The organism is Sphingobium sp. 3R8, from assembly GCF_020166615.1.
Lineage (GTDB): Bacteria > Pseudomonadota > Alphaproteobacteria > Sphingomonadales > Sphingomonadaceae > Sphingobium > Sphingobium bisphenolicum.
Map to the genome: position 1 here is coordinate 141,315 of NZ_JAIQXR010000006.1, position 13,656 is coordinate 154,970.

Consider the following 13,656-nt stretch of genomic DNA (forward strand, 5'->3'; position numbering starts at 1 on the left):
GGACTCAATCCAATCCGGCGGCATCCAGCATGACGGCCAGCGCGACGCTGCTGATCGGCTGAACAAAGCGGAAGCCGCAGTGGTCGTCGCGCGTCCAGCAGATGGTTCCGGCGACTCCGTGCCGGTCGCCAAGTGTCAGGCCCAGCACGCCTTGCCGGCCGTTCGCCAGCGGTTCGGACAGGACAAGCCGCGCGCCGCCGACAGAAATATTTTCGATCGTGGCAGCGATCGGCATATCGTCGATCAACAATGGCGCGTCGCGGCGCAACGGGAAGCGCGGCTGGCGCGCGATCCGTCCCGACCGGTTGGCGCGGGCCGCGAAAATATCCGCCGGGCAGCAGCGCAGGTCGAAACTGAGGCCGGCTTCATGCCCCACCGCCCAGCGGATGCAGGCAAGGCGGGGGTCGAGACCGCGCATTTCGATCAGGACGCGGGCGCCGGGCGGCGGCGGGGCGGGCAACTGGATGCGCATTCCCCCTTCCGACAGGTCTCTCACCATGCAGGGCAGGCTGCGACCATCGAACGAAATCTTGCCGATGGTAAAGACCGTCGCCGCGCGGGTGTCCCGCCGCCGTTCCATCGCGACAGCCGATGGTCCGGCGATCGAAGGAGCGGCCATCGGCATCATCGCCGCCTGTTCCATTCCGTAGGACATGTCTGACTTCCCCCTTTGGCTAACGCAGCTTGACGCGGAAGCGGACGGTAAATGATCCGCCCGCCTTGAATGTGGTGATCGGCTTGATACGGATGGCGCGGACATTGGAGTCATAGCCGTCGGCATCCGGGATGGGCGTGTAGGCCCAATTCGCCCCGTTGCTGAATTCGATACCGTCGGTTGTGCTGCCAAGGCCGCTGAACGTGTAGGTCAGGCCGCTGTCGCCCACGCCCAGTACGATCGCGCCGTTGGTGAAGACCACCGGGCCGCTGCCGCTGGTCCCCAGATCGCTGACGCGCAGGATTACATTGGCGGGCAACTGGTCCTCGAACGCGACGCCCCGCACTGTCTTGCCCAGGTTGGCGAGCGGGTTGGCGAGGGTCGCGCTGTAGTCGACCACCGCGCCGGGGATGGCGCGCGGGATCAGGTTGCCCATGGGATCGGACACGACGCTCACCGACTTGGTCGCCGTGATCGGATCGGCCAGGGCGGGTGTGGACAGCGCCGCAAGCAGGAGGAAGGTGAACCGGCGCATCAGCGGCCCTTCCCGAGCAGGCCGGCGATGGCGTTGCGGTCGAATTTCATGCGCATCGTCACATAGGGGCCGCGACGGGTGTAGCGGTCATCCTCGAAATCGCGGTCGCGATAACCCGCGATATTATATCCGGCGCTGATCCAGACATTGGGCGCAGGGGATACGCCGGCCGACGGTCCGCCGCTGAACGCCACCGCACCGCGGCTCCAGGCGTGCTGCGCCGACGCTTGCACGCCGATGTCGAAACGCTTGCCCAGGTCCATCCTCAGGTCGACGCCGGTGACGTCGATATAGCCGGTATAGTCGTCCGCGCCATAGCTGCCGCTGACCCATTTGGCGCCATAATAGACGGTCGCCTCGACATTGTGGCGCCCGCCTTCTGCGCCGGCGCGATAGTTGACGGCAAGGTTGTTAATAAGGCGCAGGGTGCGCTGGCCGATGCCGCTGCCGGCCGGTACGCCCAGCACGTTGCCCCCGCCCACGCCCGCATCCGCGCTTTCCTTGCGCAGTTCCAGCCGCTCCAACAGCGACCAGCGGCTGTCGAGCGGTCGCCAGGCGAGCGCGACCGAGGTCGCCAGGCTCTTCGCCTGCGCGCCGCTGACCTGGCTCAGCGTGGCGTAGCGGACGGTGCCGGCAAGCGTCTTGCCCTCGCCCAGCGCGCGGACGACGTTGCTGGTGATATTGAAGCGCTTATTCTGGCCGGACTTGCGATATTCGACCCGGCCGTTCCAGGACCAGAGGTCGGCGCGGTAATTGGCGCCCAGCGTCACCGCGGCATAATCGCCGTCATTGCCATAGATGCTGCCCAGCGCGCCGCCGCCAACGCTGCCCGATCCGCTGGTCTGGAACGGCTGAACGACGCCGCCGGCCGGAATCTTGCCGCTGACGGTCGTGCTGGCGTCGAAGGTCGCGTCGATCGTCCAGCGATCGCCGATCGGCAGCGACTGAACCAGACCGTAATTGGCATAGACGCGCCCGCCATTCTCCCCTGACGTCTGGTTGTTGATGGCGGTGGTGACCTTGGCGCCGGTCCAGGGCTGGACGTCGAAGCCGATTTGCGCGGTATGGGTCGTGTAGTCCTCGCCCTGCGCCACTTCATAGCCACCGATCAGGCGGATGCCCGGCTTGACGCGCCAAGCCGCGATCAACTGGTGGCGGGCGGGGAAATCGACGCTGTCGCGGTCGCCGCCCGGCGCGAACTGGGTCTGGCCGGTAAGGGTCAGCTTGCCGCCCATCAATATCTGGGTGCCGCCCAGCGTCAGCAGGCGGGAGTCGCGATCCTTGCCGTCGATGCCGCGATCCAGCGCGAACTGCGCGCCGGCGAAGATCGTGCCATGGTCGCGCCGATATTCGATGCGCGATTCGCCAACGAAGCGGCTGCCGGCACCGATCAGCTGGTCCTGATACCAGGAGGAGGCCGTAAGCGCCCATTTGTCGGCCAGTTGCACCCGGCCGTCGAAGCCGATGCGGCGCGTGCCCGCCTCGACCAGATTCTGCTGGCCGAGGCCAAACGCGTCGTCCTGCTGTCGTGCATAAGCCAGCACATCGGCCTTCTTGCTGTGATGTTCGACTTCCGCCAGCCAGGCGCGGCCGTCGGTCAGGCCGTCGCGGCTGCCGGCGGCCATTTCGGCGCGCAACTGGGTCGTGTCGCTGATTCGCGCACTGACGTCCGCGCCCAGCAGCAGGCCGTCGCCATGGCTGTTGTCCTTGATCGCCGACACGCCGACCTCGGCCTTGCCCTTGGCGAACTTCATCGCGGCGCGGCCGCCTGCGGTCAGCTTCTTGCCCTTGCCGTAGGTTTCATAGTCGACGACGATGAAGACCGGATTGTTGGCGGCGTCGCGGCCCAGCACCGGCTCGCGGAAGCGGATGGTGCCGATGGTCGCGTCGATATCATAGTCGATATGGCGGGTGAGCGGGGTCGAGGACAGGATGCGCTCGGGGCGCAGCCGGTCGCGTGTTTCGATGCTCAGCTTGTCGCTGTTGGGAACGATGTCACGGCCCGACAGGCGATAGGGGCCGGTCAGGCCATTGCCCTGGATTTCGTCGCGGGCGTGCAGGTCGTCGCTGTTGGCGGCGAAGGCGCTGAAGCTGAGGCGATCGTCGGCATAATCCGCCTTCATGCCGTTGAGGGTCCGGCTGTAGCGGGTCAACTGGGTCTGGGTCATGCCGGTTTCGAAATCGCCGAACAGGGCACTGAAATCCTTGCGCTCCAGCCGCAGATAGAGTTTGCGCGCGGTCGCGGCGTCATGGCCCTGGCGGGTGGCGTCGCCATAGACGGTGTAGTAGCGATCCGGGTCGATCTGGCCCAGCAGGCCGCGCGAGCGGTCATATTTGCGGTCGCTGTCATAGGCGATGGTCATCAGCCAGCTGCCCTTGATCCGGCCCTTGGCATAGAGCGCCAACTGCCCGTCGGTGACCAGGCTGTTGCGGCTGGAGGCAGGCAGGGCGGACGAGCGCCGGCGCAGCGTGTCGAAGCCGATCGTACCCGACCCGAAGCCGACCACGGTCCAGTCGCGCGCCACCGCCGTCAGGCGCGCGCGCAGTTCGATGGCGCGCTGTTGCTTGTCGTCGGTCAGGGTCACGGTCGCCCGCAAGGCGCCGGCCTGGGTGGTGGGTTGCAGCGCGAGATAGGCGATGCCTTCGTCGCCGATCACCAGCGCGGTGCCGCTGGCGCGGCGGCTGGCAGGGACGGTGGTGTCGACCGCGATAGCATAGGGCTGGTCGACCGTGACGGGAACGGTCGTGCCGTCGCGCACCGGGCGGCCGCTGCGATCGGTCAGGCGGAAGGCGAGGACCGGGTTGGTCAGGCCGTCGGCTGCGAGCTTGCTGGCGTCCGGCGCGACGATGGCGTTGGCGGCGGCCCCGGCATAATGGACGGTGCCGTGCAGCGTCTGGGCGATGCTGCCGTCCGCATTCATCACGGTGGCTTCCAGCGCGTTGTCGCCGGGATCGAGGCCGAGGCCGGACCATTTGGCGATGGCGATGTCGCCGTCCGTATCGGTGGCATCATAGGCCAGCGCATCGACCAGCCCGCCGTTGAGGCGTAACGCGACCTTTTGCCCGGCATGATGTTTGATGACGACGCGGGTGGACGGGGAGCGGGGATTATAGCCCTGCATCGGGAACAGCAGGGCGATGCCGGCATCCTGCCCGTCGAACCATTCCCGGTCGCCTGCGGCCTGCGCGGCGTCGGGCGCGGCGGGTAGGGCGTCGGCGACGGCGGCAGCGGCGAGGCCGGTCAGGCGCAGCTGGAAATCGACGCGCTGGAGCAGGCCGCCTGCGCTCTCGACGAAGCGCGACGTTGCGCTGCCGCTGTTGCGCGTGTCGGCGTCGCACAGCAGCGGCGCGTGACTGGCGGGCAGGCTGGCGCCGTCGAGCTGGACGACGTGGCGACCGGGCCGTACGGCTTCGAAATGATAGAGGCCGTCCTTGTCGGTGACGACGAAACTGCCATCCTCCATCAGCAGGCGAATGCCGGCAACGCCCTTGCGCCCCTTGGCCGGGGCGTTGCAGTCGCCCTCGGTGACGCGGCCGACGACGGTGAAGCCGTCGGTGAAAAGCAGCGCGCCGATGCGGACGGAGGCGGCCGCCTCGTTACTGGTGGCGCCGGCAGAGCCGGAGGCGAGCACGCGGTTGAGCGCCTCGCCGCGCGGTGCGCCGGGCGCGACGGAGACGATATAGCGCACTTCCAGCGTCTTACCGGCGGGCAAGGCCGGGATGGTGAAGTCCAGCGTTCGGCCGTCTGTCGCGACCAAGGGTTCGTCCGCCCCTCGGGTCGATCCGCGCTCGTAACGCAGGCCGGGCGGCAGGATGTCGGTCAGATGGATGCCGCTGGCGTCGTCGTCCGAGCGGTTGTCTACGCGGACCAGATATTGGACGAAATCGCCGGGCGAGGCTTCGCGGACCGAGGCGGTCTTGGTGAGTAGCAAATGGGTATCGCCTACGCGATCGAGGGGGATGTCGGCGATGAAGGGTTCCGGATCGCTAAGGGCGAAGACGCCGCCGAACGACGCCTCGTTCAGTATGAAGGGATGGTTCATCGGGCCGCGCAGCGCCTCCAGATCAGCGCGACTGCGGGTCGAGGGCGCGACATAATGGGCCGGCGGCGTGACTTGCAGATGATAACGGCCCGGTGCGGTGAGCGGAAAACGGTAATTGCCCTGGGGAAAATCATAGAGGCGACCGCTGGCGTCGGTGGTGCTGCCCCCGCTGACGACGGTGGAGGGGTAGGCGCTGACGCCGTCGTCGCCGAACACCTTGGCGGGTTGGCCGTCCTCGCCCAGCAGCGTCACCGTCGCGCCATCGACCAGCGCGCCGGTTTCGGAATCGAAGACATAGCCGGTGGGATCGATCAGGATCGAGCTGGTCGATCCGTAGCTATAGGCATCCTCGGTGAAGCTGAGCGTCAATTGCGCGCCGCGATCCAGTGTCGGGTCGCAGGGGGAGGCGGAGCCGTCATTGCCCTGCGGCACGCCGCCGGCGAAGACGCCGGTATCGGGACCTGTCTCCATCATGGGAATGGTGCTGGTCAGATATTGGGTGTGGACGTTGATCCAGGAGGTTTCGCGTAGATTGGGATCATGATTGCCGCCCGGATTGTCCAGCACCAGAATAAGGGGGACATGGGTGTCGATGGATTCGGCCACCGGCGCGCGCGCAAGGTCGGCAGCGTCGATCGGGGCGGGGGTGAAGACGATGGAGGGCGACGTTTCGCATCGCGTGCCTTGCAAGCTGTAACCGACCGGGAGCAGGCGAAAGCTCAACCGGGTCGGGCGCTTGGCGCGGGCTTCGACGTCGAAGGTCACCGTGTTGGAATCGATGCTGACCGGGCCGGTCGGCGCCTGCCAGGTCGCGGTCGCGGTATTGGTGACGCGCGTCTGCCCCTGCGTCGCGACGGGGGTCGCGGCGGCCACGCCGCTCAGGGCGGCAATCAGGTTGGCAAGGGCGCGGACTTTGGCCATAGGGGTCCTGCCGGCGCGCGCGGGTCAAGCGCGCGCCGCCCAGTTATCCTTTGCTTTTCCAGTGATTAGTTGATCGTCACCTTGAAGGCGACGGCCACCGAACCCAGGCCTGCGACGGTGCCGACATTGGCCGTGACGGTGTGCGTACCGCTATTGTAATTGGCGGTGTAGCCGTCGGTTTCGGCTGCGTCGTCGGCATCGTCATCCTCGGTCGTGCCGGCCAGCACGCAGGTACCGCCCGGCAGGCCGACGCTGATCGAACCCGGCACATAGGTCGTGTTCGACGGCACGATGTCGGTCAGCGCCACGCCGTTCGCCCCGGTTAGCGCGGTGCCATTATGGACGAGCAGGCAATATTGCACCGTCGCGCCGGGCAGCGCCTTGGGATTGAGGGTGTTGACGCCATCGGACAGGATGAGGGCCGACTTGGTGACCGTCAGCGCGACATTCTGGGTGCCGATGACATAGGCGGCATAGGCACGGCCCTGGCCGTTGCGGGCGACGTCGCCCAGGTTGAGCGTACCGTCGCTGTCGTCGTCGGCGAACACGATATCGACGACATTGTCGGCATTGCCCAGATTGAGGTCGGTCGCGACGAGCAGGGCGCCCTTCGTTCCCGAAGTGCCGCCGGCGGCAGCGATCACATGCAGCGACACCTGCGCTTCGTGGATGCCCACGGTCGCGGGGATATTGCCGACGATGAACACGGCGACCGAGGCTTCGGGCGCCAGTTCGTCGATATAGGTCTGGGTGTCGACATCGACGTCGTACACGCCGTTGTTATTGCTATCGACATAGACCTTCATGCTCGAGATGTCGAAATCGTCGGTGCCGGTCAGGATGCCGACCGACAGGGTAGTCTGGTCCGGGTCGAGCCAGAAATCCTGGATGCCGTTGGTGTGGTTGGTCACCTTGAACTTGGTGACGGCGGCCTGCTGGCTGAGATTGACCTGGGTGGCGCCGGTCTGGTCGGTGATGACCGTGAAGTCCACCTTGCGGTCGACCACGAACTTGGCGGTGTTGGACGTGGTGGTCTGCGACGCGCCGTTGACGGTATAGGTCACGGTTGCGGTGTTGGCGACTTCCGTGCCAGCGGTGGTAGCGGTCGAGGCGGACTGGGCGTGGGCCGTGCCGGTAGCGGCGATTGCGGCGCCGCTCAGCAGCATCAGCCGCAGGGAGCGAGAGATCATCTTGTGGTTTCCTGTGGTTCGAGCAGCGGGGGTCATTTGAGGACGGCCTTGAAGGCGAGCTGGCCCTGTCCTCCGGCAGGCACGGTCGCGATGCGCCAGCGGATGTGGCGGACATCATTGGATGTGGCTGCGCGGCTGCCGCCGCTGGCCGTGGGCACGCGCAACTGGGCGAGCGCGCCATAGGTCTTGCCGTCGACCGACAGTTCCGGCGCGGCCGATCCGGCCCCGGGCGCGCGATAGGTGATCGCGCCGGGCACGGGGTTGTCGAGGACGATGTCGGACAGCGGCTGCGCGCCGGTGTTGCGATAGGCGAGCACGAAGACGACATGGTCGCCCGGCACGGCACGCGTGGCAGGCGCCAGCGAGGTACTGACCGCGCCGGCCTTGTCCAGCGCGCGCTGTTCGACGAAAATCTTGGAGGCGACCTGCAACGGTCCCTGGGAAGCGGCTGCCGGGGTGACGACGGCCGCGGCGGCGAGAAGAGCGGTGATCAATGTTCGGGCCATGGTTCCAGTCCTTGTTGAGGCACTGGTTCCCTTGGATGATTTCGCGGCTAATGAAGTCTTACCGTTCGGTCCGCAACGATCCGAAGTTCGACCATCGTCTAACGATCGCACGCAATTCGTAGCGGAATATGGATCGGCGCGCGCCGGGCGCGCAAGGCCCTTGCGAGGGAGGATAGTTCGACCCGGCGGGCCTTCAGCGGCATGGAAACAGCGCTTTTACAACAGCGCGACGAGTCAGTCGGCAAGCGCCAGGCTGGCTTTATATGCTTCTGGAACGGGGCTGGTTCAGGCCGCCATGCGATTGCCCGACAGCTTCATCAGCAGCGCGGGAACCTCGCCCGCGGGGATCGGCCGGCTGAACAGATAGCCCTGAATCTGGTTGCAGCCTTCGGATCGCAATATGTCGAGCTGCTCGCTGCTTTCCACGCCCTCGGCCGTCGTCTCGATGCCCAGCGCGTCCGCCAGCGTCGTGATGGCGCGGATGATGGCGGTGGCGCCTTCATTGGCGAGCAGGTCGACGATGAAGCTGCGATCGATCTTGAGCTTGTCGAAGGGAAAGCTGCGCAGATAGCTGAGCGAGGAATAGCCGGTGCCGAAATCGTCGAGTGCCACCCGCACGCCCAGGACTTTCAGGGAGTGCAGCGAGGCAAGCGTCGCCTCCACATTGTCGATGAACAGGCTTTCGGTGATCTCCAGTTCCAGCCGCTGCGGCTCCAGGCCGGACCGCGCCAGCGCCTGGAGCACGATGCTGTTGAGCGTCGAACTGCGGAACTGGACCGGGGACACATTCACCGCGACGCGGATGTCGTCGCCCCATGTGGTGGCGATCCGGCAGGCTTCATGCAGCGCCCATTCGCCGATCGGGATGATCAGACCGGTTTCTTCCGCCAGTGGAATGAAGTCGATCGGCGACACCATGCCGCGCACCGGATGGTTCCAGCGCATCAGCGCCTCGAATGCGGTCACGCGGTTCTGCGACAGGCCGAAGAGCGGCTGGAAATGCAGCTCCAGCTCGCCCTTGCGAAGCGCGTCGTGCAGGTCGACCTCCATCGCGCGTCGCGCCTGCGCTTCGGCATCCATGGCGTTTTCGAAGAATCGGTGGCTGCCCTTGCCGTCATGCTTGGCGCGGTAGAGGGCAAGGTCGGCGTTCTTGAGCAGCGACGTCGCATCCTGCCCGTCCTGCGGCGCCAGTGCGATGCCGACGCTGCCGCCGGTGACGATGCGATGGCCGTTGACGGTGAAGGGACGGGTCAGCGCCTGAACGATCGCGCGGCCGGTCTGGTCGGCGGCGCCATTGCCATCCTGGACGATGATCGCAAATTCGTCGCCGCCCAGCCGGGCGACGAAGCCCTGGGGGCAGGTTTCGGCGAGGCGCGTTGCGACTTCGCACAGCAGCGCGTCGCCGGTCGGATGGCCCAGCGTGTCGTTGACCGACTTGAAATTGTCGAGATCAAGGCAGAACAGCGCGAAATCCACCCCGCCATGGCGGTGCAGCGCCAGCGCGATCTGTTCGCGCAGCAGGGTGCGGTTGGCGAGGCCGGTCAGCGAATCATGAAAGGCCATATGCGCGATCTGGCGCTCGCGCTCCTCGACCGCAGTGACCATGCGGTTGAAACTGCGCGCGAGGCGACCGATCTCATCGCGGGTTTCGACCACCACCTGGGCATGTTCGCCGGCGCTGACTTTGCGCGCGGCGGCTTCCAGCGCGATGATCGGCCGCGCCAGCCGGCGCGAGGCGGCAAAGGCGCCGGCGATCGCCAGCAGCAGGCCGAGCGCGCCGAAGCCGAACAGTGCCCAGAGGATGGGCGCATAGCCCCGCAGCGCGCGGGTCAAGCTATATTCCAGTATCAGTCGTTGCGGCGCGGCCTCCACCAGCGCAGGCACAGGTTGCCCCCAACTGAGAATGCGTTCGCCGCCGCGGTCGATTTCCCGCACCTCGGTGCCCCGCGCCGCAGCGGCGGTGAGCGGCACGAGTTGCGGATGCAGATCGATCGAAGAAAGCTTGGCGAGTTGTTGCAGGTCGACCGGCCCCATGTTGCGCGCGAACACGACCCAGCCCATCAACATCGGCGCGCGCACCGGCGCGGCGGCGACCATATGACTCTGGCCGCGCCAGCGCACGATGCCCCGTTCGCGTCCGGCGTCCAGTGCGTCGAACAATTGCGTCTGCTCCGTGGCCGATAGCCCGTCGGAACCTCCCGCTATCGTGCCATCGATGCCGACGAACATGGCGTCGTCGATCTTGAACCGGCCCTGCAGGCTCTGCAATGCGGAGGCGATCGTCGCCGCGTCGTTGGTGCCGACCGCCGCGCGAAAGCCGAAGTCGCTGGCCAGGACATTGCCGGCCTGCGCCAGTTGATGGAACTGCATTGTGGCGATCCGGTCGAACAGGGCGCTGCCGACTGTCATTTCGCGGCGGATCTGGCTTTCGGCATAGGATTCGATCGCCTTGCGCGTACCGAACAGCGACAGCATCGACACCGCGACGAAAAGCGCTCCATAAAAGAGCGTCATGCGGAAGGTCAGCGTCGACTGGAAGCGCCAGACGGCGCGCCGCCAGAATCGTTTGAGGGCGAGAGCGTGGCTCATTGAGCGTTGCGGAGCGTTAGCGGGACGGTCTTGCTGGCCGCGCCGCTGCCCGGAATGGGGATGTTGACGACGATTTCATTGTCCTTCGCCTTGAGCAACGGATGCCAGATCGTCACCTGCGCTGTGCCGGTCGCCATACCGGCCAGGTGCGCGGTGCCGGCCGCATCGCTCTTGATCGCGAAGGGCGTGTCGACGACCTTGATGAAGCCGCTCATCTGGTCGTGGATGTTGCAACCCAGCGCGACTGCCCCCACCGACGTGAAAGTGTAGCTGCGTGTTTCATCCTGGCCGAACAGCTTGATCTCGAACTTGGCTGGTTTGGAAAAGGAATAGACGTGATGGCGCACCTTGTCCTTGTTGGGAAAGCGCACCGTGGTCCCGACCGGCACCACCAGCACATGCGGGGCGAAGGCGATATTCTGCTGGACCATGGTGGTAGGCCAGGGAAAGCGGATGGGGCCGGGCGGGATGCCGCCCGCTGGACGCACCGTAACGACGGCGTCGGCGACCGGGCGCCCCGCCGCATCCACCAGCTTGAGGTTGAGATCGCCCGCCAGCGCAGGCGCGGCCATGCAGGTCAGGGCGAGGGGGACGAGGCGCAGGCAATACATGATGCCTGCTCCTAATCGCTAAGGTTGAAGAAATGTTTAGTGCGAACCGGACGTATCTTTTGCCATAAAAATCCGCACGGTTGGCCAAAGCGAATATTAACCATGGCGGGCTATCAGCATGGCATGACCCGATATTCCTTCATCGCGCTCGCCGCCCTGGCGGTTGCCCTGCCATCCGGGCAAGCCACGGCCAAACCGCTCCGTAATGGCGGTAAATTGCTGCTGACCAACGGCATCAGCTCGTTGGAGGGCGCGGCTGGCGGTGGCCTGACCCCTTGGGCGGTGATCGCCGGCAATGAGACGGACGAGGGCATCGGCCTGTCCGCCCATGGCACGATCGTTGAGGTCAAGGATTATGATTATCAGAGCGCCGGCGTCGCCATCGGCTTTCGCGACCGGCTGGAACTGAGCTACACCCATCAGGATTTCAACACGAACGAGATCGGCGCCGCGCTGGGACTGGGCAAGGATTATGCCTTTTCGCAGGATATTGTCGGCGCGAAACTGCGCGTGGCGGGCGATCTGGTCTATGATTCGCTGCCGGCGATCGCGGTCGGCGTGCAGTATAAGAAGAACGGGCAGGGCGACGTCGTGCGCGCGATCGGCGCGCGCCATGACGAGGGCGTGGATTATTATGCCACGGTCAGTCGGCTGTTTCTCTCCCGCTCCATCCTGCTGTCGGCGACGGCGCGCCTGACCAAGGCGAACCAGATGGGCCTGCTGGGCTTTGGCGGCGACAAGAATGGCGACTATGGCGTGGAGTTCGAAGGATCGGCTGCGTGGCAATTGTCGCCTGGTCTGGCCATTGGCGGCGAGTTTCGCAGCAAGCCCGACAATCTGGGCATCGCGCGGGAGGATGACTGGTTCGACGCCTTCGCCGCGCTGGCGCTCAGCCGCAACCTGACCGCGACGGTCGCCTATACCGATCTGGGTTCGATCGCGACGGTGAAGGGCCAGCGCGGCGTCTTCCTCTCGCTCCAGGCCGCCTTTTAAGGACTATTGAGATGTCGCTGATCCTTTCCCTGCTCCTGCTTCAGGCAGCGCCCCATGCCATGCCCGGCGAGGCGACTGTCGATCCCTATGTCGCCAGCAACGCCAATGCCGGCGCGACGCCCTTCACGGGCGATGCAATGGCCAGAGCCTTTCACGGTCAGGATGGCATCGGCCGGGTCGTCGACCATATGGTCACGCTGGCCTATGCCGACCCGGTCATCGGTGAGATATTCGTCAGCCATGACAAGGTCCGGCTGAAGCGGACTCTGGTCGAGCAATTCTGCTACATCCTCAACGCCGGCTGTTCCTATAGCGGCCGCGACATGGCCAATGCGCACAAGGATCTGGGCGTGCAGCGCAAGGATATGAACCGCCTGGTCGAACTGCTGCAACAGGCTATGCGCGACGAGAAGATCGATTTCCAGGCGCAGAACCGCTTCCTGTCGAAACTGGCCCCGATGCACCATGATGTGGTGGGACAATAGGGGCGCGGTTCGTCATTCGAACAGAAGCACGGGCTTGATCGCGACGCCGCTTTCGGAGTCGTGGAAGGCGTCGTTGATCGCGTCGAACGGATAGAAACGGATCAGCCGGTCGAATGGGAACCGCCCGGCCTGGTGCAAGGCTATAAGCTGCGGGATGAACCGCTTGGGGTCGGCGTCGCCTTCGACAATGCCCCGGATCGTACGCCCGCCGCTCATCACATGCGAGACGTCGGCCTGAAACAGCGTACCGGGTGCCGCTGCGCCGACAATGCCGCAAGTGCCGCGCAAGCCCAGCATCGCGATCCCCTGCTGGATCACCGCGGGCAGGCCGGTGCAGTCGAGCGCATGATCGACGCCGCCCGGCAGGGTTTCCAGCACGCGCGCGACGGGATCGTCGGTGCGGCCGTCGATCGTCAGGGTCGCGCCCAGTTCCGCCGCCAGCGCCAGCCGCTCCGGGTTCAAGTCCACAGCGACGATGGTCGTCGCACCCACCGCCTTGGCCGCCATGATCGCGGATAGGCCGACCGACCCCGCGCCCAGCACGACCACGCTCTGCTCCGGACGGACCTGAAGCGCGTTCATCACCGCGCCTGCGCCGGTCAATATGCCGCAGCCCAGCGGGCCGGCGATCCGCAGGTCGAAATCCTCAGGCACGACTACCGTGTTGCGGGCGTGACAGATCGCGTGGGTCGCGAAGGAAGATTGGCCGAAGATGTTGGCGAAGACCGGGCTGCCGTCGCTCGTGGCGAGGGCGGTGCTGCCATCGGGACGGGTGCCGAAGAAATTGCGCGGGAAAAATTCATGGCAATAGCTGCTGTGGTTCGAACAGCAAGTTGGACAGCTTCCACAGCTATTATAGCTCATCACCACAGGATCGCCGGGACGGATGTCGGTCACGCCATCGCCCACCTGCTCGACGATGCCGGCGCCCTCATGCCCCAGCACGACCGGCTGGGGTACCGGCACGCCCTGCTGCCACATGGTCGCGTCGGTATGGCACACGCCGGTGGCGACCAGCCGCACCAATATTTCGCCCGCGCGGGGTGGTTCGATGGTCAGCGATCGGATGACCATGGGGCGGTTCGATGCTTCAACGACGGCGGCGCGGATGTCCATTTTCGTCCTCTT

At 65.8% G+C, this 13,656-nt stretch carries 10 protein-coding genes; 2 read left to right on the forward strand and 8 right to left on the reverse strand.

The genetic code is table 11. From position 1 onward, the window contains the following. Window positions 1–4: 4 nt before the first annotated feature. From K9B33_RS07990 to K9B33_RS08020, 7 genes are all read right to left on the reverse strand, one after another. A complete protein-coding gene (locus K9B33_RS07990; RefSeq protein ID WP_224547943.1) occupies window positions 5–655 on the reverse strand; it encodes a PilZ domain-containing protein in 651 nt (216 codons plus the stop codon). Between the two features lie 19 nt (window positions 656–674). Continuing rightward, entirely contained in the window at window positions 675–1,190 is a 516-nt protein-coding gene (locus K9B33_RS07995; RefSeq protein ID WP_224547944.1) for a hypothetical protein, read from the reverse strand. Further along, window positions 1,190–6,154, reverse strand: a complete 4,965-nt coding sequence (locus K9B33_RS08000) for a DUF11 domain-containing protein (RefSeq protein ID WP_224547945.1) — start codon at window positions 6,152–6,154, stop codon at window positions 1,190–1,192. The genes K9B33_RS07995 and K9B33_RS08000 overlap by 1 nt, the downstream gene beginning before the upstream one ends. A gap of 65 nt (window positions 6,155–6,219) precedes the next feature. Beyond that, window positions 6,220–7,344: a hypothetical protein gene (locus tag K9B33_RS08005; RefSeq protein ID WP_224547947.1), complete on the reverse strand. Its 1,125-nt coding sequence runs from the start codon at window positions 7,342–7,344 to the stop codon at window positions 6,220–6,222. Window positions 7,345–7,376: 32 nt separating this feature from the next. Further along, complete coding sequence (locus K9B33_RS08010; protein ID WP_224547949.1) at window positions 7,377–7,850, reverse strand: hypothetical protein; 474 nt, start codon at window positions 7,848–7,850, stop codon at window positions 7,377–7,379. Window positions 7,851–8,135: 285 nt separating this feature from the next. After that, entirely contained in the window at window positions 8,136–10,439 is a 2,304-nt protein-coding gene (locus K9B33_RS08015; protein ID WP_224547951.1) for a putative bifunctional diguanylate cyclase/phosphodiesterase, read from the reverse strand. Continuing rightward, entirely contained in the window at window positions 10,436–11,050 is a 615-nt protein-coding gene (locus tag K9B33_RS08020; protein ID WP_224547953.1) for a methylamine utilization protein, read from the reverse strand. Before K9B33_RS08020 ends, K9B33_RS08015 begins: the two co-directional genes overlap by 4 nt. A 123-nt stretch (window positions 11,051–11,173) precedes the next feature. Here K9B33_RS08020 and K9B33_RS08025 point away from each other — a divergent pair, with 123 nt between their 5' ends. Together K9B33_RS08025 and K9B33_RS08030 are read left to right on the forward strand one after the other, a co-directional pair. Further along, on the forward strand, window positions 11,174–12,043 hold the full coding sequence (locus K9B33_RS08025) for a DUF3034 family protein (protein WP_224547955.1): 870 nt from the start codon (window positions 11,174–11,176) through the stop codon (window positions 12,041–12,043). 11 nt (window positions 12,044–12,054) lie between these two features. Beyond that, window positions 12,055–12,528, forward strand: coding sequence for a group I truncated hemoglobin (locus K9B33_RS08030; protein WP_224547957.1), 474 nt, complete (start codon window positions 12,055–12,057; stop codon window positions 12,526–12,528). 12 nt (window positions 12,529–12,540) lie between these two features. Here the strand turns inward: K9B33_RS08030 and K9B33_RS08035 are convergent, their stop codons facing one another. Beyond that, on the reverse strand, window positions 12,541–13,644 hold the full coding sequence (locus tag K9B33_RS08035) for an NAD(P)-dependent alcohol dehydrogenase (RefSeq protein ID WP_224547959.1): 1,104 nt from the start codon (window positions 13,642–13,644) through the stop codon (window positions 12,541–12,543). Window positions 13,645–13,656 lie beyond the last annotated feature (12 nt).

What these genes read in the sequence shown, in the direction of transcription:
- K9B33_RS08005 (WP_224547947.1), bottom strand. Translation starts at nt 7,344, where the DNA reads ATGATCTCTCGCTCCCTGCGGCTGATGCTGCTGAGCGGCGCCGCAATC.
- K9B33_RS08035 (WP_224547959.1), bottom strand. Translation starts at nt 13,644, where the DNA reads ATGGACATCCGCGCCGCCGTCGTTGAAGCATCGAACCGCCCCATGGTC.
- K9B33_RS08010 (WP_224547949.1), bottom strand. Translation starts at nt 7,850, where the DNA reads ATGGCCCGAACATTGATCACCGCTCTTCTCGCCGCCGCGGCCGTCGTC.
- K9B33_RS08000 (WP_224547945.1), bottom strand. Translation starts at nt 6,154, where the DNA reads ATGGCCAAAGTCCGCGCCCTTGCCAACCTGATTGCCGCCCTGAGCGGC.
- K9B33_RS08030 (WP_224547957.1), top strand. Translation starts at nt 12,055, where the DNA reads ATGTCGCTGATCCTTTCCCTGCTCCTGCTTCAGGCAGCGCCCCATGCC.
- K9B33_RS07990 (WP_224547943.1), bottom strand. Translation starts at nt 655, where the DNA reads ATGTCCTACGGAATGGAACAGGCGGCGATGATGCCGATGGCCGCTCCT.
- K9B33_RS08020 (WP_224547953.1), bottom strand. Translation starts at nt 11,050, where the DNA reads ATGTATTGCCTGCGCCTCGTCCCCCTCGCCCTGACCTGCATGGCCGCG.
- K9B33_RS08025 (WP_224547955.1), top strand. Translation starts at nt 11,174, where the DNA reads ATGACCCGATATTCCTTCATCGCGCTCGCCGCCCTGGCGGTTGCCCTG.
- K9B33_RS07995 (WP_224547944.1), bottom strand. Translation starts at nt 1,190, where the DNA reads ATGCGCCGGTTCACCTTCCTCCTGCTTGCGGCGCTGTCCACACCCGCC.
- K9B33_RS08015 (WP_224547951.1), bottom strand. Translation starts at nt 10,439, where the DNA reads ATGAGCCACGCTCTCGCCCTCAAACGATTCTGGCGGCGCGCCGTCTGG.